The following is a 23,021-nucleotide window of genomic DNA, read 5'->3' on the forward strand; positions in this document are numbered from 1 at the left end:
GCCGCGCTGAAGGAGGCCAGGCCCTCGCACCTTGATCTGCGGCGGAGGGTGCTGCACATCCCCAGGCCCAAGGGAGGCACTGACCGCGCCTTCGATATCCCGCTATCGCGGCAAATGATCAGGTGCCTGATGCGGGCGATGCGCTTCGGTCGCTTGATGCATCCGTTCGAGGCGCGGGAGTGGATCTTCCCCGCCGATAGCGCCGATGGGCATCTTGCCGAGCAGAAGGAGGACCGAGAGACCCTGTCGAAATGGGGGAATGACCTGCGTCAGACCTTCCGCACGATCGCCACTCCTGCGGGCGTTTCGGAATTGGATGCTCGCATGCTGATGAACCACTCTATTCCCGGGGTGAATGCCGGCTACATCACCCGGCACAAGCTCCTGGAAGATCACCTGCGAGCCCAGCAGCAGGCCGTCAGCTCGACAATTTTCAACGCGCTCGGAGAGACCATCGCGAAGGACGAGAAACTGTTTGCCTGGCTGGGCCTGGGAGCCACGCGGCGTGCCATCCGACGCGCTGAGGACGAGTTCGCCCGGCGTGAGGTGATTGCGGCAAACTTCCAAGCCGCCCTACGGCCCACACGTATACCGTCCCGTTGAGGTTGTTAACAGCCCTCTTGGATTTTGAACGATGGCGGACGGGTGATACGTCCGCTTTGGGAGGAGGTGGCCATCCAGCGCCGAACGGCCGCAAACGGCAATCGGGAACATGCATGCGCTGGCGTACCAGCGCCAGGTGAGGTGGTCCCCGAAACCCGGACAGGGAGCTAAGCTTGGTTCGGCCTGACGGAAGGACGAGCCCGATGACCGGGAAGAGGAAGCGATATTCAGCGGAGTTCAAGGCGAAGGTGGCCCTTGAGGCACTCCGCGGGGAGCAGACGGTAGCGCATCTGGCCGCCAAGCACGGCGTCCACCAGACTATGATCAACGCCTGGAAGAAGCAGGCCGTCGAGGGAATGGCCACGGTGTTTTCCGGCAAGGTGGAAGCGGCCGATGCCGTCCGCGAGAGCGAGATCGACCAGCTCCATGCCAAGATCGGCCAATTGGTGGTGGAACGGGATTTTTTGCGTCGGGCCTCCGGGCGCTAAGCGTGGGGGCGAGACGCGAGATGATCGAACCGGATCACCCTCAACTGCCGATCAAGCGCCAATGCGCCCTGGTCGGCATCAGCCGGTCAGCGTTCTACGGCGGCCCGCGGACCGAAAGCCTCGAGACCTTTGCCGTCATGCGGGTGATCGACGGCCAGTTCCTCGAGACGCCCAGGTGCGGCTCGCGGCAGATGGTTCGTCATCTGCGCCGGCAGGGCCATGAGGTCGGACGCAAGCGCGTGCGGCGCCTCATGGCCCGCATGGGGCTGGCCGCCATCTACCAGCGGCCGAAGACCACAGTGCGGCACCCGCAGCACCGCGTCTTCCCCTATCTCCTGCGGAACATGGCGATCGACGAGCCTGACCAGGTCTGGTGCGCCGACATCACCTACATCCCGATGCGGCGCGGGTTCCTGTACCTGGTCGCCATCATGGACTGGCACAGCCGCAGGGCTCTGTTGATAGGATTGCGAACGCAATCCGTCCCAGATTGTTATGGATGGAGGCCGACTTCTGCATCGAGGCACTGGAGGAAGGCCTTGTCCCGGTTCGGGCGGCCGGGCATCTTCAACACCGACCAAGGCAGCCAGTTCACCAGCCCGCGCTTCACCCAGGTGCTGCTGGACGCCGGCGTACGGCTTTCCATGGATGGCCGCGGCCGGTGGATGGACAACGTGTTCATCGAGCGCCTCTGGCGGTCGCTGAAATACGAGTGCATCTACCTCAACGCCTTCGAAACCGGTTCCGAGACGCGGGCCGGGATCGGCCGATGGATCACCTACTACAATCGCACGAGGCCCCACTCGGCTCTCGGCGGCAGAACGCCGGAGGAGGTCCACATGGCCTGCGACGGCATCAACATGGCGGCGTGACACACACCAGAACCAAGCTTAGCGAAGCCGCCAAACTGTCCGCCAATGCGGGACCACCTCACTGTTAGAACGGCAGCAGAACAACGCCCATGGCGGCATGCCCGAATGTACCATCGAGATCAACCAGGTCGCCGAAGCCGATGCCAATGCCGGTCTTTTGCCATCGCGTCACCGGACGAACTCCAATCCATTCCCCACGCGGCTCACGGGTGAAGTGAATGGCGAGGTCGGTGTTGGGGTAGCCCGCAACAGGTGCTGGTCCCGGCAAGCCAGGACGGGCCATGCCGTGCAAGGTATCGGCGGGCGCGATAGCCGTGAGGAAGGCGGATGCCATCGGTACCACCGGAATAGTCCATCGGAACCAAACGCCGCCATCTTCGGCCAGACGTGGATCCAGCACGTCCAGAAGCCAGGATTCGCCGTGGCTCACCCCAACATTGCGCCGGGGTAAGCCCTGTGGATCTCTATCAGGTGGGGCTGGGTCGGAGGCATAGTGGGCTTCAAGTGTCGCAATCCCGGTTTCTCCCGCGAAGGTCATCGTACAGCGTGCGGTAACCACACCATCGACCTCCAGGCGCGCATCGAATAACGCGGTGCGACGACCCACCCGCACCGGCTGCACCTTTACCTCAAGCACGCTCCCCAACGGGGTTGGCCGAAGAAAGTCCGTGCGCACCGCAAGGGGCCGCAAACCTTCCGGTGCGGCCTTCTCCATCTCCGCCATCATCGCGGTTGTCACTATGCCGCCATGAACGCCGTCGAACGGACCGCGGGCAAAGCACCCCGCCCGCCAGACGCCGTCACCCAGCGGTTCCAACACGCTCATGGCCTGCTTACTATCGGGTGCGGTGTGGCGTGGCATTGAAGCTCTTTCGTTTCGCTTCTATTCAATCGTGCCCGAGCGACGGCGGCATCGCGCGAATCGGGAGGCGGTGTCCGTCGAAGCGATAGGGAGGAGCCAGGACAGACCTCACCGCGCTATCGGCCGCGGCGTGCACCACCATGCCGCTGGACCGCGTCCGGTCCGATGTCAGAGCCTCGTGAAGGCCGAGAACCTCGCCGGCGGGAATGCCCTCGGCGCGCAGCTTCGCCAGCAGCTCCCCGCGGCTGTACCGGTGCAACTCGGCGCCGATCTGCGGCAGCAGCTCCGCCCGGTTGCGCGAGCGCTCGAGATTGGTGGCGAAGCGCGGATCCTCCGCCAGCTCCGGCCGGCCCAGCACCACCGTGCAGAAGCGCCGGAACTGGGTATTGTTGCCCACGGTGATGACGAGCGGCCCGTCCGCCGCCTCGAACACGCCGTAAGGCACGATGGAGGGATGGGCATTGCCGTAGCGCGGCGGGTCCTTGCCCTGCACCAGCGCCTCCAGCCCGTAATAGGAGGTGATGGCGAGGCCGCAGTCGAACAGCGCCAGCTCCACCCGACGGCCCCGGCCGGTGCGGGTGCGCTGGTAGAGCGCGGCGAGTACCGCCTGCGCCGCATACTGGCCGGTGAACAGGTCCACCGCCGCCACGCCGAACTTGAGCGGCGGCTGGCCGGCCTCCCCGTTCAGGGCCATCAGCCCCGCCTCACCCTGCACCAGCAGGTCATAGCCGGGGCGGGTCGCTTCCGCCCCCTCGGAGCCGTAGCCGGTGATGGAGCAATAGATGAGGCCGGGGTTCTCCGCGCTGAGCGCCTCGTAGCCGACGCCGAGACGGTCGGCGCCGCCGGTCTTGAAATTCTCCACCAGCACGTCGGCGTCCCGCGCCATGGCCTTGACGCGGGCGAGGCCCTCGGGGGTCGAGAGATCGATGCCGACGGACGTCTTGTTGCGGTTCACCGCGTCGAAATAAGAAGTGTTGGTGGCGCCGGTCCGCAGGCCCCAGTCGCGGGTGTCGTCGCCGCGCTCGGGATGCTCCACCTTCACCACCTCCGCCCCGAGATCGCCCAGCACCTGCGCGCACCAGGGGCCGGCGAGGATGCGCGACAGGTCGAGCACGCGCACGCCGGCGAGCGGCAGATCGTCGGCCAGCCCATGAGCGCCGGTGGAATTGGTTTCAATCATCGACGCAAGCTCCAGTTTGTACACGGTCAGGCCCCCATCACCCCATCGAGCCCACGCACCATTTCCACGAGGCGCGGGCGCACCTCGTCGAGCAGGAACTGTGGGGCGGTGATGACGGTGGGCGCCCCGCAATTGATCGCCATGGGCGGCAGGCCGCGCCCCGGCCGGAAGCCGACAGCGATGGAGCTGACGCTCTCCTGCCACTCGCCGAACGAGCAGCAGCAGCCGAGCGTGGCGTGATCCTTGATCGCCTTCTCGAGAGTCTCGCGCACCTTGGGCCAAGCGAGCGGATCGAGCATGCGCAGTTCCTCGAACAGCGGCGCGCGCTCGGCCGGCGTCAGGGCGGCGATGAAGGCGCGACCGATTGAGGAGCGCACCATGGACATGCGCACCCCCACCTCGATGTTGAGAGAGATGGCCGCCGGTCCGCGCATGCACTCCACGTAGCGCATGGACAGGCGGTCGCGCACCGCGAGGCCCACGGTGGCGTTGGAGAAATTGGCGAGCTCGCGCATGGCCGGGCGCGCGATCTGGCGGACATCGAGCCCGCCCAGCGCCACCGTGCTCAGGGCCATCAGCTGGGTGCCGAGGCGATACTTGCCCACCTCCTCGGCGTAATGCAGGTAGCCGAGCTTGGTGAGCGTGTAGGTGAGCCGCGAGACGGTGGAGCGCGGCAGCTTGCAGCGCTCGGTGATCTCGTGGTTGGCGAGGAAGGTCTCGCCGCGCTTGAAGCAGGCCAGCACCTCCAGCCCGCGCGCGAGGGCGGTCACGAAGTGGCGGTCGTCCTTGCCGTCGCCATCGGCGTCGAGATCTTGGGCTGCGTTTTCGGTCTGTCGCATGGTCGTGCTCTCGCTGGCGTCCGGACACTGCGGTGAGAGGCTCGGACCCACGCCATTATCGGGGATTCGCGGCCGGGCGCATCGCGGGCCCTATTTCCTGAAGAAGGCGGCGAATGCCGCCTGCGCGGCCGGCTCTAGCCGCAGGGCGTGGAAGTGCTCGGCCTCCAGCGCCAGCGCATCCGCCACCGGGCCGGCGGTGGCCGCGCGCAGCAGGCGCTTGGTGGTGGCTAGCGAGCGCGGCGGAAGCGCCGCCAGCGCCAGCGCCTTTGCCAGCGCGAGGGGAAGGGCTCCGCCCTCCTCGGTTACCGCATTGACGATGCCGGCTTCCGCCGCCACCTCGGCGCCGAACACCTCGCCCAGCAGCAGCAGCTCGCTCGCGCGCTTGGACCCGGCGATGCGCGGCAGCAGGTAGCTCGACGCGCCCTCCGGGCACAGGCCGAGATTGACGAACGGCAGGCGGAAGCGCGCTCCGGCGCCGGCATAGGCGAGATCGAAATGCAGCAGCATGGTGGTGCCGATGCCCACCGCGAACCCCTCCACCGCCGCCACCGCCGGCTTGGGAAAGGCGGTGAGGGCATTCAGGAAGGTGAGGCCGGCGCTCGGCTCACCCGCATTGGAGGTGTCCTGGAAATCGGCGAGGTCGTTGCCGGCAGTGAAGCAGTTGCCGGCCCCGGTCAGCACTACCACCCGCACCGCCTCATCCTCTCCGGCGGCGGCGAAGGCGTCGCCCAGCGCGGTGTAGGTGGCGCGGTCCAGCGCGTTGCGGCGTTCGGGCCGGGACATGGTGAGAAGGCGCACGCCGGGGTGCGGATCGGTGACGATGAGGCTCTGCGTCATGGCGGCGGCTCCTGATCCTTCTGGCGCGCCATGGACAGGGCGCGGTACGGTGTCGGCGTTCAGGCGGCGAAGCCCGCCGCATCAACGGCGAGGCGGGCGCGGGCGTCGGCATATTCGCGGGCGAGGCGGGCGACGACCTCTGCCACCGGCGGCGCATCGGCGATGGTGCCCACCCCCTGCCCCGCGCCCCACACGTCGCGCCACGCCTTCACCTTGCCGGAGCTGAAGCTCATGGCGGTCTTGTCGGCATTGGGCAGGTTGTCCGGGTCGAGACCTGAGGCGACGACGGAGGGCTTCAGGTAATTGCCCGGCACGCCGGTGAAGAAGGGCGAATAGAGGATGTCGGCGGCCGAGGCGTCGGCGATCATCTCCTTGTAGGACGGCACCGCGCGGGATTCGGCCGTGGCGATGAAGCGCGTGCCCATGTAGGCGAAGTCCGCCCCCAGCGCCTGCGCGGCGAGGATGGCTTCCCCGGTGGTGATGGCGCCGGCGAGCGCGACCGGCCCGTCGTAGAAGCGGCGCACCTCGCCCAGCAGCGCGAACGGGCTCAGCGTGCCGGCATGGCCGCCGGCCCCCGCGCACACTAGGATGAGGCCGTCCACCCCGGCCTCCAGCGCCTTCTCCGCATGGCGCACGGTGGTGACGTCATGGAAGACGACGCCGCCATACGAGTGGGCCTGCCGCACCACCTCGCCCGGCGCGCGCAGGGAGGTGATGATGAGCGGCACCTCATGGGCGACGCAGGTCTCCATGTCGCGCTCCAGCCGGTCGTTGGAGGCGTGGACGATCTGGTTCACCGAGAACGGGGCGATGCGGCGCGTTGGATCGGCGGCGCGCGCGGCCGCCAGCTCCGCCTTGATGCGTGTGAGCCATCCATCCAGCGTGTCCGGCGCGCGGGCGTTCAGCGCCGGGAAGGCGCCCACCAGGCCGGCGAGGCATTCGGCGATGACCAGCTCCGGACCCGACAGGATGAACATAGGCGAAGCGATCACCGGCAGCGAGAGCGTGCCGCGGAAGACGGCCGGAAGACGGTCTGACGGCGCGGTCATCGTCCGGCTCCTTCCTTCGCGCCCTCGCGGGCGAAATAGAGATCATGCAGGCGGTCGAGATCGAGGCCCTGCGCTTTCTCGGACAGGATCACCTTGCCCGAGCGCATGAGGTGCACGTCGTCCGCCACCGAGAGGGCGATGCGGGTGTTCTGCTCGATGAGGACGATGGTGGTGCCCTCGCCCTTCAGCCGGCGGATGATGTCGAACACCTCGTTCACGATCACCGGGGCGAGGCCCAGCGACGGCTCGTCGATGAGCAGGATGCGGGGCTTGGCCATCAGCCCGCGGCCCATGGCCGCCATCTGCGCCTCGCCGCCGGAGAGCGAGCCAGCAAGCTGGTGCCGGCGTTCCTTCAGGCGCGGGAAGAAGGCGTACATGCGCTCCAGATTGGCGGAAAGATCGCCGCGGCAGCGCTCGGGATAGGCGCCGAGGCAGAGGTTTTCCTCCACCGACATGTCGCGGAACACGAGGCGCCCTTCCGGCACCATCACCAGCCCCTGGGCGGCGAGGTCCCAGGTCTTCCCCTTTAACGGCGCGCCATCCATCAGGATCTCGCCGCTGTAGGGCAGAAGCCCGGTGAGGGTGCGCAGAAGCGTGGTCTTGCCGGCGCCGTTGGGGCCCACGATGGCGGTGAGCGCGCCGGCGCGGAACGTGAGGTTCACGTCCCACAAGACGGTGATGGCGCCGTAGCCGGAGGAAAGGTTGCGCGTCTCAAGCATGGGCGGTCCCCGTGTAGCTCTCCACCACGGCCGGATTGCTGAACACCTCGGCCGGCGTTCCGTCGGCGAGGAGCTGGCCGAAGTTGAGCACCACCGCCCGCGTGCACAAGCCCGAGATGGTCTCGATGTCGTGCTCGACGATGACGATGGTGAGGCCGAACAGCGCGTGCAGCTCCTTCAGCTTCAGCATGAAGGAGCGCTTCGCGTTGCTCTCGAGGCCGGCCAGCACCTCGTCCAGCAGCAGCAGCTTCGGCTCGGTGGCGAGCGCCTTGGCGATCTCCAGCCGCTTCAGCTCCTGCAGCGCCAGGGCGGTGGCGGCGTCGGCATCGGCCTTGTGGGATAGCTCCATCACCGCGAGGATCTCGTCGATCCGCTTCTCGTCGTATCGCCCGGCGCCGAACACCTGCGCCACCGCAAGGTTCTCTCGCACGGTGAGATGATGCATGGGCTGGGGAATCTGGAAGGTGCGCCCGATACCAGCCCGCGCCCGCTTGTGCAGCGGCAGGGAGGTCACCTCCCGTCCGTTGAAACTGATGCGCCCGCGGGCCTTCACGAGGCCGGAGATGGAATTGAACAGGGTGGTCTTGCCCGCCCCGTTCGGCCCCACGAGGCCGAGGATCTCGCCTTGCGCGATGCGGAACGAGATACCCGACAGGGCGGTGAGGCCACCGAAGCGGACGGTGACGGCGTCGAGCTCAAGCATGGCCCTTCTCCGTGTTGGGGAGGCCGCGGCCGGCGAGGCGCGGCAGGAAGCGGGCGACGAGACCGGACAGGCCGTTGGGCGCCAGCAGCACCATGATGGCGAGCACAATGCCGAGTAGGATCTGATGGCCCACCGGAATGAGGCTTTTTGCGATCACCTGGTCGAACAGATAGATCACCACCGCGCCGAAGATGGGCCCCAGCACGCTGCGGTAGCCGCCGAACACCGCGGCGATGATGGGCATGACGCTCCAGATGCCGGAGAAGGCGTAGTCCGGCTCCAGGAAGCCGATGATGTGGGCGTTGAGCGCGCCGAACACCCCGGCGATGAAGGCGGAGAGCAGCAGCATCCAGGTCTTCAGCACGGTGGCGTTGACGCCCACCACGCGGGTCGCGTCCTCGCTGTCGGCGATGGCGCGCAAAGCGGTGCCCACATGGCTGCGCCTGAGCGCCATGTAGACGAAGGCGAACACCGCGACGAAGGCGAGCACCAGCACGTAGCTGCCCGCCCGGTCCGCCAGGTTGAAGCCGACCACGGTGGGCAGGCCCGGATAGCGCTGCAGCCCCGCCGCGCCGCCGGTGAGCCAGTCGAGCTCGGTGGCGAGGATGCGGAAGATCTGCGCATAGGCGAGGATGGCGAGGGCGAAGTACGGCCCGGAGAGCCGCAGCGCCGGCAGCATCGCCAGCGAGAACACCGTGGCGATCAGCCCGCCCAGCGGGATGGCGAGGAGCACCGGCACGCCGAGCTTGCCCGCCAGCAGCGCCGAGCCATAGGCGCCCACCCCGAAGAAAGCCGCATGGCCGAACGAGACCATGCCGCCGAGATTGCCCAGCAGCGCCCACGACAGCGCGAGGCCGGCGAGGATGAGCGCCGAGATCAGCAAGCCCAGCATGTAGGGACTGGCGCCCGCCACCAGCGGCAGCAGCGCCAGCGCGAGGAGCCCCACGCCGATGAGCGCGCCGCGGGCGCTCCGGGACGTGGCCGCGGGCGGAGCGGCATTGGAAGTGACCGGCATGGCTTCGCCTTTCAGCCGCGACGGGCGCGCGCGCCGAACAGGCCGTTCGGCATCAGGAACAGGACGAGCAGGAACAGCACCATGCCGGCGAGCTCCTGCAGGGCGGACGAGGCAAGCGTCACGGTCAGCGCCTCGGTGACGCCGAGCAGCACCGCGCCGAGGAACACGCCGGGAATGGAGCCGACGCCGGCCAGCACGGTGATGATGAAGGCCTTCACCGTCAGGGCATGTCCGGTGGCCGGCTGCACCACGCTCATGGTGTAGAGCGCTACGCCGGCGAACGAGGCGAGCGCGCCCGCCACCAGGAACGACACCGTCTCAATGCGCGTGGGGTTGATGCCCATGAGCTTGGCGGCGCCGCGATTGGAGGAGACGGCCCGCACCGCGCGGCCGTACCAGCTGGACTTCAGCCACCACCACAGCGCGCCCATCAGCACCAGCGAGAGCACGAAGGCGATGATCTCGCTGCGCATGGCGAACAGGTCGCCCAGCGACACCGCATCCTGCAGGAAGGGCGATGCGGTGGTGCGCACGTCGCTGGCGAACACCAGGAGAATGGCGTTGGTGAGGATGATGCCGATGGCGAAGGTGAGGATGAGCGAGTTGAGCTCGCGGTGTTCCTTGATGCGGTCCACCAGCAGGAACAGCGCGAAGCTCGCCGCCGCCACCACCACCAGCGCGAGCGGGATGGCGAAATAGGGGTCGAGCCCGGTCCGCGATTCCACCAGATAGGCCATGTAGGCCGCCAGCAGCACCAGCTCGCCGTGGGCGAGGTTGATGATGCGCATGGCGCCGAAGGCGAGGGCGAGGCCGAGGGCCACCAGCGCATAGACGCTGCCGATGAGCACGCCGGAGAACAGCGCCTGCAGGATGAGTTCGGTCATGTCACCTCGGATGGGCAAGGCGGGCGGTGAAGGGCGTCAGGAACGGGCAGCCGGCATCGGCGCGCTGGGGAGGACGGGGCCCGCAAGCTTCGGCGCCGGCGGGCCCTCCATCAGCTCCGGCTCACCACGGCAGGGCGGGATAGGCGATCTCGCCGGTGGCAGCCGACTTCGGCGACACCAGCACGATCTTGCCGTCGCGGTGCTGGCCCATGGAGAGCGCGAAGTTGGGGTTGTCGCCGGTCTCGTCGAACTGGATGCGGCCGAGCAGGCTGTTGCGGTCGGTCTTGCGCATCTCGGCGGCAAGCCCGCCCTTGTCCAGCGTGCCGGCCTCGGCGGCGCGGACGATGGCCTCGCACAGCGCCATGGTCTCCACGAAGCTCAGAGTGGAGAGATATTCGATTTCTTTATTGTACGACTGCTTGTAGATCTCGGAGAATTTGCGCCCCTCCTCGTCCTTCACTTCCACCGGGAACGGTAGGAACGAGGTTCCGACCACGTTGTTCATCAGGTCGGGGAATTCCGTGTACATCTTCGGGGTGGCGAGGGACCAGGTGCCGACGATCAGCTTCACGCTGGGCTTCAGCACCTTGGCGGCGCGGATGATGCCCACGTAGTCGTTCTCGTAGGCCGACATCATGATGATGTCCGGCTTGTCCTGCAGCTTGATCTTGTTGATGATCGGCTTGAAGTCCGTAATCGCCGGGTCGAACTTGTGCACCGTCACGGCGATGCCCTTGGCGGCGAGGTCCTTCTCCAGCCCCTCGGCGAGCAGCGCGGGCGCCTCCTTGGTGGAGGCGATGATGGACACCTTCGCGGGCTTCAGGTCGCTGATGACGGTGGCGATGCCGCGCTCATAGCCGGCATTGTTGTTGATGCGGAAGAACGTCTTCAGCCCGCGCTTGGTCAGTTCGTCCGAGACGGCGCCGGCGGTGATGTACACCTTTCCGAGCTTGTCGGAGGCGTCGGACGCCGGGCCGATGATGTTGGAGCCGTAGCCGCCGATCAGCGCCACCGCGCCGTCGGACGACAGCTTCTCCACCGCCGAGACCGCCTTGGCCGGGGTGCTCTCGTCGTCGATGAGGTCCACCTTCACCTGGAACTTCGGCGAGGCGGCGTTGCACATCTTCACCGCCACCTGCATGCCTTCGGTGAAGGCTTGGCCGGAGCGGGCGAGCGAGCCGGTGAGCGGCATGTGCGCGCCGATGGTGAAGGTCTTCGGCGCATCCTGGGCCGAGGCGCTCGCGATCCCCGCCAGCGTGACGCCGAACGCCAGCGCCGCTGACACGATTGTCCTGCCGACCATGTGTGTCCTCCCTGAGCGTTTCTGACGCCGGACGACCGAATTCCCTCGGCGCGGCCGCGGCGGCGGGCGCAGACGTGTCCGTGACCGGAGCGGCACGCGCCGTCCGCCACGCGACCGCGGCTGCGGTAATTTGGCGGGAAGGGCATGCGCGGGACGTGTGGCGGCCGCCGCCGCGGACCCGGTCCGGACAGCGAAGACCTCCCCTCCGCGCGGCTTCTCCGCGTTGTGCCCCCGCAACGCGACCGGCGCCCAGGGTTGCAGGATGAATGGCACGGGCCGCCGCCTCCTGTCAATTATGCGGCCACAAGTTCTGCATAATGGAACAAACTATCGGCGAAGCTTACCAAGGCACCATTGACTGCCCGACATGTGTGCTTGACAAGACACGTTCTGCAGGGCACGTCTTCAAGAAACTGCAGGCGTCAATTCTGCATAGCAGAATGTAAGGGGGACAACATGGCTCCGGTCCGCACCGAGGTCTCGAACGGCGTGGCCGTGCTCGTCATCGACAATCCGCCGGTCAATGCGCTTGGCGCGGCCGTCCGGGGCGCCATCGCCGAGGGCGTCGCGGCCGCCCTGGCAGACCCCGCCGTCAAGGCCATCGTGCTGACCGCCGCCGGCAAGGTGTTCGTCGCCGGCGCCGACATCTCCGAGTTCGGCAAGCCCCCGGTTCCCCCCGCCCTGCCGGACGTGCTCGCCGCCATCGAGGACTGCCCGAAGCCGCTGGTCGCCGCCGTCAACGGCATGGCGCTCGGCGGCGGGCTGGAGCTCGCCCTCGCCTGCCATGCGCGGGTGGTGGCGCCCGGCGCGCGGCTGGGCCTGCCCGAGATCAAGCTCGGCATCATCCCCGGTGCCGGCGGCACCCAGCGGCTGCCGCGTCTCATCGGCGCTGCGCCGGCCTTCGCCCTCATGCTCACGGGCGACCAGGTGACGGCGCAGAAGGCGCTCAGCCTCGGCCTCGCCGACGCCCTCGCGGACGGCGATCTGGTGGCGGCCGCCGCCGAGCGCGCGCTGGCGCTTGCCGCCGCCGGCACCTGGCCGCGGACGCGCGAGGGCGCGGACAAGCTGACCGCGGAAGACCGCGCCGCCTTCGAGGCCGCCGCCGCCGACGCGCTCAAGCGCTCCGCCCGCGTTCCCAACGTGCCGGCGCTGATCGATGCCGTGCGCGGCGTGTTCGAGCGCCCGTTCGCGGACGGCCTCGCCGCCGAGCGGGCGCATTTCAAGGCGCTGTTGGCCGACCCGAGCTCCAAGGCCCTGCGCCACGTCTTCTTCGCCGAGCGGGAGGCCGCACGCATTCCCGGCATCGGCAAGGAGGTGAAGGCCCGGCCCATCGCCGCCGCGGCGGTCATCGGTGCCGGCACTATGGGCGGCGGCATCGCCATGTGCTTCGCCCAGGCGGGCATCCCCGTCACCCTCATCGAGGTGAAGGCCGAGGCGCTCGACGTGGGCATGGAACGCATCCGCGCCAATTACGCCACCTCCGTGAAGCGCGGCTCCCTCACCCAGGAGGCCATGGACGCGCGCATGGCCCTCATCACCCCCAAGGTGGGCCTCGATGCGGCGGCAGATGCCGACATCGTGGTGGAGGCGGCGTTCGAGGACATGGGCGTCAAGGCCGAGATCTTCGGAACCCTCGATCGGGTGACGAAGCCCGGCACCATTCTCGCCACCAACACCTCCTACCTCGACGTGGATGCCATCGCCGCCACCACCAGCAGGCCGCAGGATGTGGTGGGCCTGCATTTTTTCAGCCCCGCCAATGTGATGCGCCTGCTGGAAGTGGTGCGCGGGGAACTGACGGCGCCCGACGTGCTGGTGACCGCCCTCGATCTCGGCCGCAAGCTCGGCAAGCTGCCGGTGGTGGTGGGCGTGTGCTACGGCTTCGTCGGCAACCGCATGCTGGCGCGCCGCACCGAGGCCGCCGAGCGCCTGCTCCTCGCCGGCGCCCTGCCCCACGAGGTGGATGTGGCGGTGACCGATTTCGGCTTCCGCATGGGCCCGTTCGCCATGGCGGACCTCGCCGGCATCGACATAGGCTGGCGCGCCCGCAAGGCGGCCGGCGACAAGGCGGTGAAGGCCCCGGTGGCCGATGCGCTGGCGGAGCAGGGCCGGTTCGGCCAGAAGACCGGGCGCGGCTTCTATCTCTATCCCGAGGGCGCCCGCGCCGGCGCGCGGGACCCGGAGACCGAGGCGCTGATCGCGGCGCTGTCCGCCGAGCGCGGCATCGCCCGCCGCAGCTTCACCACCGCGGAGATCCAGGCGCGCCTGTTCTACCCCATGGTGAACGAGGGCGCGAAGATCCTGGAGGAGGGCATCGCCGCCCGCTCCGGCGACATCGATGTCATCTGGCTAAACGGCTACAACTGGCCGTCCTTCACCGGCGGGCCCATGCAGTGGGCCGAGGGCGTGGGCCTTACCCGCATCGTGGCGGGCCTCGAGGAGATGACCGCCGAGACCGGCGACAACAGCCTGAAGCCGGCGGCGCTGCTGAGGCGCCTCGCTGCCGGGGCCGGCACGTTCGCGGCGGCGGTGGCGGCGTGATGTCGCCGCAGCCCTCCCCCGTGCCGGGTGGCGAGGTGCCGCCCTGGCAGGCGCATTTTCCGGACGTGTGCGACTGGTCCGCGCCGCTGGAGATCACCACCCTGCCAGAGCTGCTCGCCGCTGGCGTCGCCACCGGGCAGGAGCGGCCCGCGCTTGATTTCCGCGACGCGAAGATCAGCTATGCCGCGCTCGGCCGCCACGTGGAGCGCCTCGCCAGCGGGCTGGCGCAGGACGGGGTGCGGCGCGGCGACAACATCGCCCTGCTGCTGCCCAACACGCCCTGGCATCCCATCGCCTTCTTCGCACTGACGCGGCTCGGGGCGCGGGTGGTGCACATCAGCGCACTCGATGCCCGGCGCGAGATCATCCACAAGCTGAAGGCCACCGGCGCGCGCCGCCTGCTCACCACCAACCTGCCCGGCTTCCTGCCGGACGCGCTGGAGATGCTGGACACCGGCGTGGTGGACGAGGTGCTGGTGGGCGACGACGCCCTCTGGGGCACCGGTGAGACCGCGCCGCTTCCCCCGCCCGCGCAGCCGGGCGTGCGCCCCCTCGCCGGCCTGTTCAGCGATGCCTCGCTCAATGCGCCGCTGCCCTCGGTGGACGACATCGCGGTGCTGCAGTTCACCGGCGGCACCACCGGCCTGCCCAAGGCCGCCATGCTCAGCCACGGCAACCTCACCTCGGCGGTGAGCATGTATCGCCTGTGGCGCGACGGCAGCCGCCCGCTGGTGGCCGGCACCGAGAAGGTGGTGGCGGTGCTGCCGCTGTTCCACATCTATGCGCTCACCACCGTGCTGCTCCGTCATGTGCGCGACGGCAACGAGATCCTCCTGCGCCAGCGCTTCGACGTGGAGCGGCTGATCCGCGACGTGAGCGAGTTGAAGGCCAGCCAGTTCTCCGGCGTGCCCACCATGTGGGTGGCGCTGCTCAACCGGCCGGGGGTGGAGACGATGGACTTCTCCTCGCTGAAGTCCTGCGTCTCCGGTGGCGCGCCGCTGCCGTTCGAGGTGCAGGCCCGCATCGAGGCCATCATCGGCACCCAGCTCAACAACGGCTGGGGCATGACGGAGACCGGCCCCGCCGGCTCGCGGGTGCCCTTCCGGGTGCCGCGCCGGCTCGGGCTCATCGGCATTCCCTTGCCCGGCCTTGCCCTGCGCATCGTCGCCATGGACGCGCCGGGCGAGGCGCTGCCCCCCGGCGAGGTGGGCGAGATCGCCATCCGCGGGCCCAACGTGTTCAATGGCTATCTCGGCGACGAGGCGGCCACCGCCGCGGCCTTCCACGACGGCTGGTTCCTCACCGGCGACATGGGGCGCATGGACGAGAGCGGGCTGTTCGAGATCGTCGACCGCCGCAAGAACATGATCATTTCCTCGGGCTTCAACGTCTATCCGGCGGCGGTGGAGAGCGCCATCTACGAGCATCCGGCTGTGGAGGAAGTGATCGTCATCGGCGTGCCCGATGCCTACCGCGGCCAGTCCGCCAAGGCCTACGTGAAGCTGAAGGCCGGGGCCGAACCCTTCACCCTCGACGCGCTCACCGACTTCCTCGCCGACCGGCTCGGCCGCCACGAGATGCCCCGAGCGCTGGAATTCCGCGATGAGCTGCCGCGCAGCCCCGTCGGCAAGCTCCTGCCCAAGGTGCTGATGGCGGAAGTGGCCGCGGCCGCCGGCGACGCCCCCGAAACACACTGAAGACCCGAACGAGGAAGCCCAATGGCTGATGCCGTCATCGTCTCCACCGCGCGCACGCCCATCGGCAAGGCGCAGCGCGGCGCGCTCAACATCACCAAGGGCGCCGACATGGCCGCCCACGCCATCCGTCACGCGCTCGCCCGCGGCAAGGTGGACCCCGCCGAGGTGGAGGAGGTGGTGATGGGCTGCGGCTATCCGGAAGGCGCCACCGGCGGCAACGTCGCCCGCCACGGGGCGCTCGTGGCCGGCATCCCGGTGACCGCCACCGGCGTCACGGTCAGCCGCTTCTGCGCCTCGGGGCTGGAGGCGGTGGCCCATGCCGCGCGACGCATCGCTTTCGACGGCGTGCCGGTGGCGGTGGCCGGCGGGGTGGAATCCATCTCGCTGGTGCAGCCGGTGGACCGCGAGCTGTTCCGCAACGACTGGCTGATGGCGAACAAGCCGGACGTCTACGTCACCATGATCGAGACCGGCGATACTGTCGCGCGGCGCTACGGCATCGCCCGCGCGGCGCAGGACGCCTTCTCGCTCGAAAGCCAGAAGCGCACCGCCCGCGCCCAGCAGGCCGGCCTGTTCGATGACGAGATCGTGCCCATCACCGTCGAGAAGGCGGTGACCGACAAGGAGACCGGCGAGACCCGGCGCGAGAGCGTCACCCTCGCCAAGGACGAGGGCAACCGCGCCGACACAACGCTGGAGGGCCTCGCTAAGCTGAAGCCGGTGCGCGGCGAAGACCAGTTCGTCACCGCCGGCAATGCCTCGCAGCTCTCGGACGGCGCTTCCGCCAGCGTGCTCATGTCGTCCACCGAGGCGGCGCGGCGGGGAGCGCAGGTGCTCGGCACCTTCCGCGGCTATGCCACCGCCGGCTGCGAGCCGGACGAGATGGGCATCGGCCCGGTGTTCGCCGTGCCGCGCCTGCTGGAGCGCAACGGGCTTAAGGTGTCCGACATCGGACTGTGGGAGCTGAACGAGGCGTTCGCCTCCCAGTCGCTCTATTGCCGCGACACGCTCGGCATCGACCCGGAGATCTGCAACGTCAACGGCGGCGCCATCTCGGTGGGCCATCCGTTCGGCATGAGCGGGGCGCGCCTCGTGGGCCACGCGGTGCTGGAAGGGCGCCGGCGCGGCGTGCGCTACGCGGTCGTCACCATGTGCATCGCCGGCGGCATGGGTGCCGCGGGCCTCATCGAAATCAATCCGGAGGCCTGACCTATGGACCTGCGCTTCACCCCCGAGGAAACCGCCTTCCGCGAGGAGGTCCGCACCTTCTTCCGCACCGCCATTCCGGCCGAAATCCGCACCAAGGTGTCGGAGGGCCGCAAGCTGGCGCGCGAGGACTACGTGACCTCCCAGCGCATCCTGAACGACAAGGGCTGGGCCGTGCCCCACTGGCCGGTGGAGCATGGTGGGCAGCCGTGGAGCGCGGTTCAGCGCTACATCTTCATGGAGGAGCTGATGCAGGCGGCGGTGCCGCTACCGCTGCAGTTCAACTGCTTCATGGTGGGCCCGGTGATCGCCACCTTCGGCAGCGAGGAGCAGAAGCGCCGCTTCCTGCCGCGCATCAAGAGCCTGGAGGACTGGTGGTGTCAGGGCTTCTCCGAGCCCGGCGCCGGCTCCGATCTCGCCTCGCTGAAGACACGCGCGGTCAAGGACGGCGACCATTACATCGTCGACGGGCAGAAGACCTGGACCACGCTCGGCCAGTATGCCGACTGGATGTTCTGCCTCGTCCGCACCGACCCCGCAGCCAAGAAGCAGGCCGGCATCTCCTTCATCCTCATCGACATGAAGAGCCCAGGCGTCACCGTGCGGCCCATCATCACCATCGACGGCCGGCACGAGGTGAACGAGGTGTTCCTCGACGCCGTGAAAGTGCCGGTGGAGAACCTCGTGGGCGAGGAGAACAAGGGCTGGGACTACGCCAAGTTCCTGCTCGCCAACGAGCGCACCGGCATCGCCCGCATCGGCATGTCCAAGGAGCGCATCGCCCGAATCAAGCGCCTCGCCCGCACCACCCCGGCCGGCGCCGGCACCATGTGGGACGACCTCGATTTCCGCTCTCGCCTCGCGAGCGTGGAGATCGAGCTGAAGGCGCTGGAGATCACCCAGATGCGCGTGGTGGCGGCGCAGGCGACGCGCGATCCCACCAAGCCCGATCCCGCCTCCTCCATCCTGAAGATCAAGGGCTCCGAGCTGCAGCAGGCCACCACTGAGCTCTTGCTGGAGCTGGCCGGCCCGCAGGCCCTGCCCGCCCTGCGCGACGGCGCCGGCGACAATGATGCCGAAGCCCTGTTCGCCTGGGCCGACGCGGCGGCGCCTGTCTATTTCAACCACCGCAAGGTGTCCATCTACGGCGGATCCAATGAGATCCAGCACAATGTGATCGCCAAGGCGATCCTCGGCCTGTGAGGAGGTCTCAATGGATTTCGACCTGACCGACGAGCAGTCGCTCCTCAAGGACACCGTCCGGCGCTGGGTAGCCGACACCTACCCCGGCATCGAGCAGTTGGCCGCCGCCCGGACCGAGCCGCTCGGCTTTCCGAAGGCGCGGTGGGCGGAGCTGGCGGAGCTGGGCCTCCTCGGCCTGCCGTTCGCGGAAGAGGACGGTGGGTTCGGCGGCGGCTCTGTGGAAACGCTGGTGGTGATGGAGGCGCTCGGCCGCGCGCTGGCGCCCGAGCCCTATTTCGCCAGCGTCATCCTCGGCGGCGGCGCGGTCCGCATCGCCGGCAATGCGGCCCAGCGCGCCGCCCTTCTGCCCGGCCTCATGGACGGCAGCGCCGGCCTCGCCTTCGCCCATTCCGAGGTGCAGGCGCGCTATGACCTGAATGATGTCGCTACCACCGCCCGCGCCGTGGACGGCGACTTCCGCCTGGACGGCCGCAAGAGCGTGGTGCTGAACGCCGATGCCGCCGCGACGCTGGTGGTCAGCGCCCGCACCTCCGGCGACCGGCGCGACGCGGACGCCATGACGCTGTTCCTCGTGCCGGTGAATGCGCCCGGCGTCAGCCTCCTCGCCTATCCCACCCAGGACGGCGGCCGCGCGGCGGACGTGATCCTCTCCGACGTGTTCATCCCCGCCGATGCAGTGCTGGGCCCGGTGGGCGAGGGCCTCGCCATCGTCGAGCGGGTGGTGGAAGGCGCCATCGCCGCCCTGTGCGCCGAGGCGGTGGGCCTGATGGAGGCGCTGCACGAGCTGACGGTGGAATACCTGAAGACGCGCAAGCAGTTCGGCGTCGCCATCGGCTCGTTCCAGGCGCTGCAGCACCAGGCGGTGGACATGTTCGTGGCGCTGGAGCAGGCCCGCTCCATGGCGCTCTATGCCGCCATGATGGTCGAGGCGGAGGACGCGGCCGAGCGCGCCGTCGCCCTCTCGGCCGCCAAGGTGCAGATCAACCGCGCCGCCCGCTTCGTCGGCCAGACGGCGGTGCAGCTGCACGGCGGCATCGGCATGACCATGGAATACATCGGCGCCCACCATTTCCGCCGCCTCGCCATGATCGAGCTGATGCTCGGCGACACCGCCTATCACCAGCGCCGGGTGACCCTCGCCGGCGGCCTCGTCGGGATAGGTTGAAGCTTCTCCTTGGGTTTAAGAGCGCGGCGGGTTTAGGCGCCCACACGGTCCACGGGAACAAAGTTAGTGGAGCGTTCGATGATCTCTCTGGGATATTGATATGAGTACGGAGCACGGACCGCCTGAACGCGAAGGCATGGATTATGACGTGGTGGTGGTGGGCGGCGGCCCTGCGGGCCTGGCTACCGCCATCCGCCTGAAGCAGCAGGCGGCCGAGCGCGGCAGCGACATTTCGGTGGTGGTGGTGGAAAAGGGCTCCGAGGTGGGCGCCCATATCCTCTCCGGCGCGGTCATCGATCCCGTCGGCCTCGATGCGCTGGTGCCCGGCTGGCGGGAGGAGGCCGATGCGCCGCTCTCCGTCGAGGTCAACGACGACCATTTCTACCTGCTCGGCCCCGCCGGCGGCCTCCGCCTGCCCAATTTCGCCATGCCGCCGCTGATGAACAATCACGGCAATTTCGTCGGCTCCCTGGGCAATGTCTGCCGCTTCCTCGCCGCCCGGGCCGAGGCGCTGGGGGTGGAGATCTATCCCGGCTTCGCCGCCGACGAGATCCTTTATGACGACAAGGGCGCGGTGGCCGGCATCGCCACCGGCGACATGGGCGTCGACAAGAACGGCGTGCCCAAGGGCGAGTTCACCCGCGGCATGGAATTGCGCGGGCGCTACACCGTGTTCGCCGAGGGTGCGCGCGGCCATCTCACCAAGCAGCTCATCGCCAGATACGGCCTCGACGCCGGCCGCGACGTGCCGAAATTCGGCATCGGGCTGAAGGAGCTGTGGAAGGTGAAGCCGGAGAAGCACAAGCCCGGCCTGGTGCAGCACGGCTTCGGCTGGCCGCTGGACGGCAAGACCGGCGGCGGCGCCTTCCTTTACCATATGGAAGATGAGCAGGTGATGGTGGGCTTCGTGGTCCACCTCAACTACCAGAACCCCTGGCTGTCGCCCTTCGACGAGTTCCAGCGCTTCAAGACCCACCCCTTCTTCAGGGACACCTTCGAGGGCGGCAAGCGCATCGCCTATGGCGCGCGGGCGCTGTCGGAAGGCGGCTACCAGAGCGTGCCCAAGTTGAGCTTCCCCGGCGGCGTGCTGGTGGGCTGCGCGGCGGGCTTCGTGAACGTGCCGCGCATCAAGGGCAGCCATAATGCGGTGCTCTCGGGGATCCTGGCCGCCGACCACCTCGCCGGGGCGCTGGCCGAGGATCGCGGCCACGACGAGCTTGCGAGCTACGAGGCGGCGTGGCGCTCCTCCGCCATCGGCGCGGACCTGAAGAAGGTGCGCAATGTGAAGCCGCTGTGGTCGAAGCTCGGCACCTTCATCGGCATTCCGCTCGGCGCGCTGGACATGTGGACCAACACGCTGGGCTTCTCTTTGTTCGGCACCCTGAAGCACGGCAAGACCGACGCCGCCTCGCTGAAGCCGGCCAAGGACTACAAGAAGATCGCCTATCCCAAGCCGGATGGCGTGCTGACCTTCGACAAGCTGTCCTCGGTGTTCATCTCCAACACCAACCACGAGGAAGACCAGCAGGTGCATCTGGTGGTGAAGGACATAGCTTTGCAGAAGGCGTCGGAGCACGACATCTATGCCGGCCCGTCCAACCGCTACTGCCCGGCGGGGGTCTATGAATGGATCGAGGAGGGGGCGGATGCGCCGCGCTTCCAGATCAACGCGCAGAACTGCGTGCACTGCAAGACCTGCGACATCAAGGACCCCAACCAGAACATCACCTGGACCGCCCCCGAGGGCGGCGGTGGGCCCAACTATCCGAACATGTGAGGGAATGTGTTCTGTCCCGAGGTCTGAACCGCCCCTAGATTCCTGGACGCCTTCTTCCCTAAATTTTTAGGCAAGGAGGCCCCGATGGGCAAAGCGAACTTCACCGAGGACTTCAAGCGCGACGCGGTCGTTCAGATCACCGAACGGGGCTATCCGGTTGCGGAGGTGGCTGCGCGGCTGGGGATCAGCAAGTACTCGCTCTACGAGTGGAGGAAACAGTACGGCAAGCCTGCTGCCGTGGCCCGCGATGACGATCAGGCCGCTGAGGTCCGCCGGCTGAAGCGCGAGTTGCAGCGCGTGACGGAGGAGCGCGACATCCTAAAAACGTATGGCCCGCCCCGTCCGCAAGGGGGTTGTCTGGTTGGCATGAGTGGTCTGCATCAACGTATCCGGTCTCAGAGACGGGCCCTGGCCAAGATGGATATCCGCGCGCAGCCTGATCCTCATAAAAGCGCCGGTGGCGAGCACCACATTTAGAATCAGGTTTTCAGGCTGCCGGTACGAATGTTATGCCATCTTTACTTCACGTCTCGCAGACATCTTGAGCGTGCGGCGTTTGCCGCCCGCTGTTCGGGGTGATCAGACGGCGGCAAGCGCCTGCCGATCGAAGTCCTTCTGCGTGTGCAACACCGCCCGGGCGATGCACGCCCGCTTCGCCGCCATCGCCACAACCACGACATTGGGGTGCGCGCGGGTCAGCATGGTCTGCAGCAAAGTGCCCAGCGGGTTCGGCTCGCCGCGAGATGCGGCATAGCGGCTCGGGCACCGTGAATCAGCTGCTTGCGCAAATAGCCGTTCCCGCGTTTGCTAATCCCGAGAAGCATCGTCTTGCCGCCGGTCGAGTGTTGCCGAGGCGTCAGGCCGAGCCATGCGGCCAGATCCCTTGCCTTAGAGCGTTTTCCGCTCATAATGGTTCATATCCTGCGGCCATGAAGAAGTTCTGGCGTTCCTTTGACGTGAAGCAGTCGATGAGGCGACCGATGGCGTTCCACAGGCCGGCGACGGAGCGCTCGGCGTCTTTGCGCAGGAGCGCCTTGAGCTTTGAGAATGCCTTCTCGATGGGATTGAAGTCGGGGCTGTAGGGCGGCAGATAAAGCAGACCGGCGCCGGCAGCCTCGATGGCGGCGCGGACCTGAGGCCCCTTGTGGGAGCCGAGATTGTCCATCACCACCATGTCGCCTGGCGAAAGCTCGGGGAATGAGAACCTGTTCCACATAGGCCAGGAACGCCACGGCGTTGATCGGGCCGTCGAGTACCATGGGTGCGACCATGCCGGTGGATCTCAGGCCGGCGACGAAGGTGGTCGTCTTCCAGTGGCCGTGCGGCACGCCGACCCGCAGGCGTTTCCCGCGCCGGCAACGGCCGTGGCGGCGCGCCATGTTGGTGGAAGCCCAGGTCTCGTCGATGAAGACGAGCCGCTCCGGGTCCAGGTCCAGTTGGCCGTCGAACCAGGCTTGGCGCTGTTTCAGGATATCGGGGCGGTCCTGCTCGGCCGCGTGCGCGGTCTTTTTTCCAGGTGATCTGGTGGCGATCGAAGAAGCGCCACAGCGTGCCGATGGCAAAGCGGTGTCCGTGTTCGGCGAGGCGCGCCTGAAGCTCCATCAGGGTGATGTCGCTTGTCTCCTCCACCAGCTTCAGGATCAGGTCGGCCTGCGCCTCGATCCGGGCGGAGAGGGTGTCACCGCCGCGCGGCTTGGCCGCGACGCTTCCGGTTTCCCGCACCCTGGCGCACCAGCGCACGGCGCTGGCGATACTCACCCCGAAGCGCTCGGCCGCCTGCCGCCGCGACATCCCGCCCTCGACGGCGGCAACCACCCGCTCCCGCAGGTCCAAAGACAGCGTCCTGGCCATGCATGTCGGCCTCCCTCTCCGACACGAAGCTTGAATCAGAACGCCGCAGATTTGGGAAGCCCAGCCGAATCAAAACGCGAGGAAAACACTCTAGCATTCTGATGCTGCGGTAGCGGGGCCGTTCCACACCATCAATCGGCGTGGAAACCTGAGTCTAACGTACTGACTCTAACTTGTTGTTGTTCAGCAACAAGCTGTGGAGACAACGCCTCTCCATTTCAGTCTGT

20 protein-coding genes and 3 pseudogenes are annotated in these 23,021 nt (G+C 68.0%); 10 read left to right on the plus strand and 13 right to left on the minus strand.

The genetic code is table 11. The features are described 5' to 3' along the window. From V5F48_RS24145 to V5F48_RS24155, 3 genes are all read left to right on the plus strand, one after another. Positions 1-603, plus strand: a 603-nt coding sequence (locus tag V5F48_RS24145) for a site-specific integrase (protein ID WP_463596393.1), incomplete at its 5' end; no start/stop codon positions are given. Between the two features lie 203 nt (positions 604-806). Then, positions 807-1,091: a transposase gene (locus V5F48_RS24150; protein WP_394260533.1), complete on the plus strand. Its 285-nt coding sequence runs from the start codon at positions 807-809 to the stop codon at positions 1,089-1,091. Positions 1,092-1,111: 20 nt separating this feature from the next. Continuing rightward, on the plus strand, positions 1,112-1,963 hold the full coding sequence (locus tag V5F48_RS24155) for an IS3 family transposase (RefSeq protein WP_394260534.1): 852 nt from the start codon (positions 1,112-1,114) through the stop codon (positions 1,961-1,963). A gap of 64 nt (positions 1,964-2,027) precedes the next feature. Here V5F48_RS24155 and V5F48_RS24160 read toward each other — a convergent pair whose 3' ends face one another. The 10 genes from V5F48_RS24160 to V5F48_RS24205 form a co-directional block, all read right to left on the minus strand. Then, the gene (locus V5F48_RS24160) at positions 2,028-2,789 is read right to left on the minus strand and encodes a thioesterase family protein (protein ID WP_394260535.1); all 762 of its coding nucleotides are present in this window, start codon (positions 2,787-2,789) and stop codon (positions 2,028-2,030) included. A 61-nt stretch (positions 2,790-2,850) separates the two neighbouring features. Further along, on the minus strand, positions 2,851-4,005 hold the full coding sequence (locus tag V5F48_RS24165; protein WP_394260536.1) for a CaiB/BaiF CoA transferase family protein: 1,155 nt from the start codon (positions 4,003-4,005) through the stop codon (positions 2,851-2,853). A gap of 26 nt (positions 4,006-4,031) precedes the next feature. Then, positions 4,032-4,844: an IclR family transcriptional regulator gene (locus V5F48_RS24170; RefSeq protein ID WP_394032850.1), complete on the minus strand. Its 813-nt coding sequence runs from the start codon at positions 4,842-4,844 to the stop codon at positions 4,032-4,034. A gap of 90 nt (positions 4,845-4,934) precedes the next feature. After that, on the minus strand, positions 4,935-5,681 hold the full coding sequence (locus V5F48_RS24175) for an enoyl-CoA hydratase-related protein (protein WP_394260537.1): 747 nt from the start codon (positions 5,679-5,681) through the stop codon (positions 4,935-4,937). A gap of 59 nt (positions 5,682-5,740) precedes the next feature. Next, positions 5,741-6,730: an NAD(P)H-dependent flavin oxidoreductase gene (locus V5F48_RS24180; RefSeq protein ID WP_394032854.1), complete on the minus strand. Its 990-nt coding sequence runs from the start codon at positions 6,728-6,730 to the stop codon at positions 5,741-5,743. After that, positions 6,727-7,449, minus strand: coding sequence for an ABC transporter ATP-binding protein (locus V5F48_RS24185; protein ID WP_394032856.1), 723 nt, complete (start codon positions 7,447-7,449; stop codon positions 6,727-6,729). Before V5F48_RS24185 ends, V5F48_RS24180 begins: the two co-directional genes overlap by 4 nt. Further along, entirely contained in the window at positions 7,442-8,152 is a 711-nt protein-coding gene (locus V5F48_RS24190) for an ABC transporter ATP-binding protein (protein WP_394032858.1), read from the minus strand. Before V5F48_RS24190 ends, V5F48_RS24185 begins: the two co-directional genes overlap by 8 nt. Continuing rightward, positions 8,145-9,167 (minus strand): branched-chain amino acid ABC transporter permease, encoded by a 1,023-nt coding sequence (locus tag V5F48_RS24195; protein ID WP_394260538.1) that lies wholly within the window; start codon positions 9,165-9,167, stop codon positions 8,145-8,147. The genes V5F48_RS24190 and V5F48_RS24195 overlap by 8 nt, the downstream gene beginning before the upstream one ends. 11 nt (positions 9,168-9,178) lie before the next feature. Continuing rightward, entirely contained in the window at positions 9,179-10,051 is an 873-nt protein-coding gene (locus V5F48_RS24200; RefSeq protein ID WP_394032862.1) for a branched-chain amino acid ABC transporter permease, read from the minus strand. 121 nt (positions 10,052-10,172) lie between these two features. Further along, a complete protein-coding gene (locus V5F48_RS24205; protein WP_394032864.1) occupies positions 10,173-11,354 on the minus strand; it encodes an ABC transporter substrate-binding protein in 1,182 nt (393 codons plus the stop codon). A 456-nt stretch (positions 11,355-11,810) separates the two neighbouring features. On the opposite strand from V5F48_RS24205, the gene V5F48_RS24210 reads away from it, so the two are divergent. The 7 genes and pseudogenes from V5F48_RS24210 to V5F48_RS24240 all read left to right on the plus strand — a co-directional run. Further along, positions 11,811-13,895: a 3-hydroxyacyl-CoA dehydrogenase NAD-binding domain-containing protein gene (locus tag V5F48_RS24210; protein WP_394032866.1), complete on the plus strand. Its 2,085-nt coding sequence runs from the start codon at positions 11,811-11,813 to the stop codon at positions 13,893-13,895. Beyond that, the gene (locus V5F48_RS24215; protein ID WP_394260539.1) at positions 13,895-15,592 is read left to right on the plus strand and encodes an AMP-binding protein; all 1,698 of its coding nucleotides are present in this window, start codon (positions 13,895-13,897) and stop codon (positions 15,590-15,592) included. Before V5F48_RS24210 ends, V5F48_RS24215 begins: the two co-directional genes overlap by 1 nt. A 21-nt stretch (positions 15,593-15,613) precedes the next feature. Next, positions 15,614-16,801, plus strand: coding sequence for an acetyl-CoA C-acyltransferase (locus V5F48_RS24220; RefSeq protein ID WP_394260540.1), 1,188 nt, complete (start codon positions 15,614-15,616; stop codon positions 16,799-16,801). Positions 16,802-16,804: 3 nt separating this feature from the next. Beyond that, positions 16,805-18,001 (plus strand): acyl-CoA dehydrogenase family protein, encoded by a 1,197-nt coding sequence (locus V5F48_RS24225; RefSeq protein ID WP_394032872.1) that lies wholly within the window; start codon positions 16,805-16,807, stop codon positions 17,999-18,001. Positions 18,002-18,011: 10 nt separating this feature from the next. After that, a complete protein-coding gene (locus V5F48_RS24230; protein WP_394032873.1) occupies positions 18,012-19,166 on the plus strand; it encodes an acyl-CoA dehydrogenase family protein in 1,155 nt (384 codons plus the stop codon). A gap of 100 nt (positions 19,167-19,266) precedes the next feature. Next, positions 19,267-20,943 carry an electron transfer flavoprotein-ubiquinone oxidoreductase gene (locus V5F48_RS24235; RefSeq protein WP_394260541.1) on the plus strand — a complete coding sequence of 559 codons (1,677 nt, stop codon included), beginning with the start codon at positions 19,267-19,269 and terminating at the stop codon, positions 20,941-20,943. Between the two features lie 84 nt (positions 20,944-21,027). Beyond that, positions 21,028-21,267: pseudogene (locus tag V5F48_RS24240) on the plus strand (transposase); the annotation flags it as partial. Positions 21,268-21,522: 255 nt separating this feature from the next. Here V5F48_RS24240 and V5F48_RS24245 read toward each other — a convergent pair. The 3 genes and pseudogenes from V5F48_RS24245 to V5F48_RS24255 form a co-directional block, all read right to left on the minus strand. Next, a complete protein-coding gene (locus V5F48_RS24245) occupies positions 21,523-21,645 on the minus strand; it encodes a hypothetical protein (protein ID WP_394032917.1) in 123 nt (40 codons plus the stop codon). 35 nt (positions 21,646-21,680) lie between these two features. Then, a pseudogene (locus V5F48_RS24250) lies at positions 21,681-21,836 on the minus strand (transposase); the annotation flags it as partial. An 11-nt stretch (positions 21,837-21,847) separates the two neighbouring features. Further along, positions 21,848-22,794 (minus strand): annotated as a pseudogene (locus V5F48_RS24255) (IS630 family transposase). Positions 22,795-23,021: the final 227 nt, after the last annotated feature.

The sequence above is a fragment of the Xanthobacter autotrophicus ATCC 700552 genome (genome assembly GCF_043194565.1).
GTDB classification, from domain to species: Bacteria; Pseudomonadota; Alphaproteobacteria; order Rhizobiales; family Xanthobacteraceae; genus Xanthobacter; species Xanthobacter autotrophicus_F.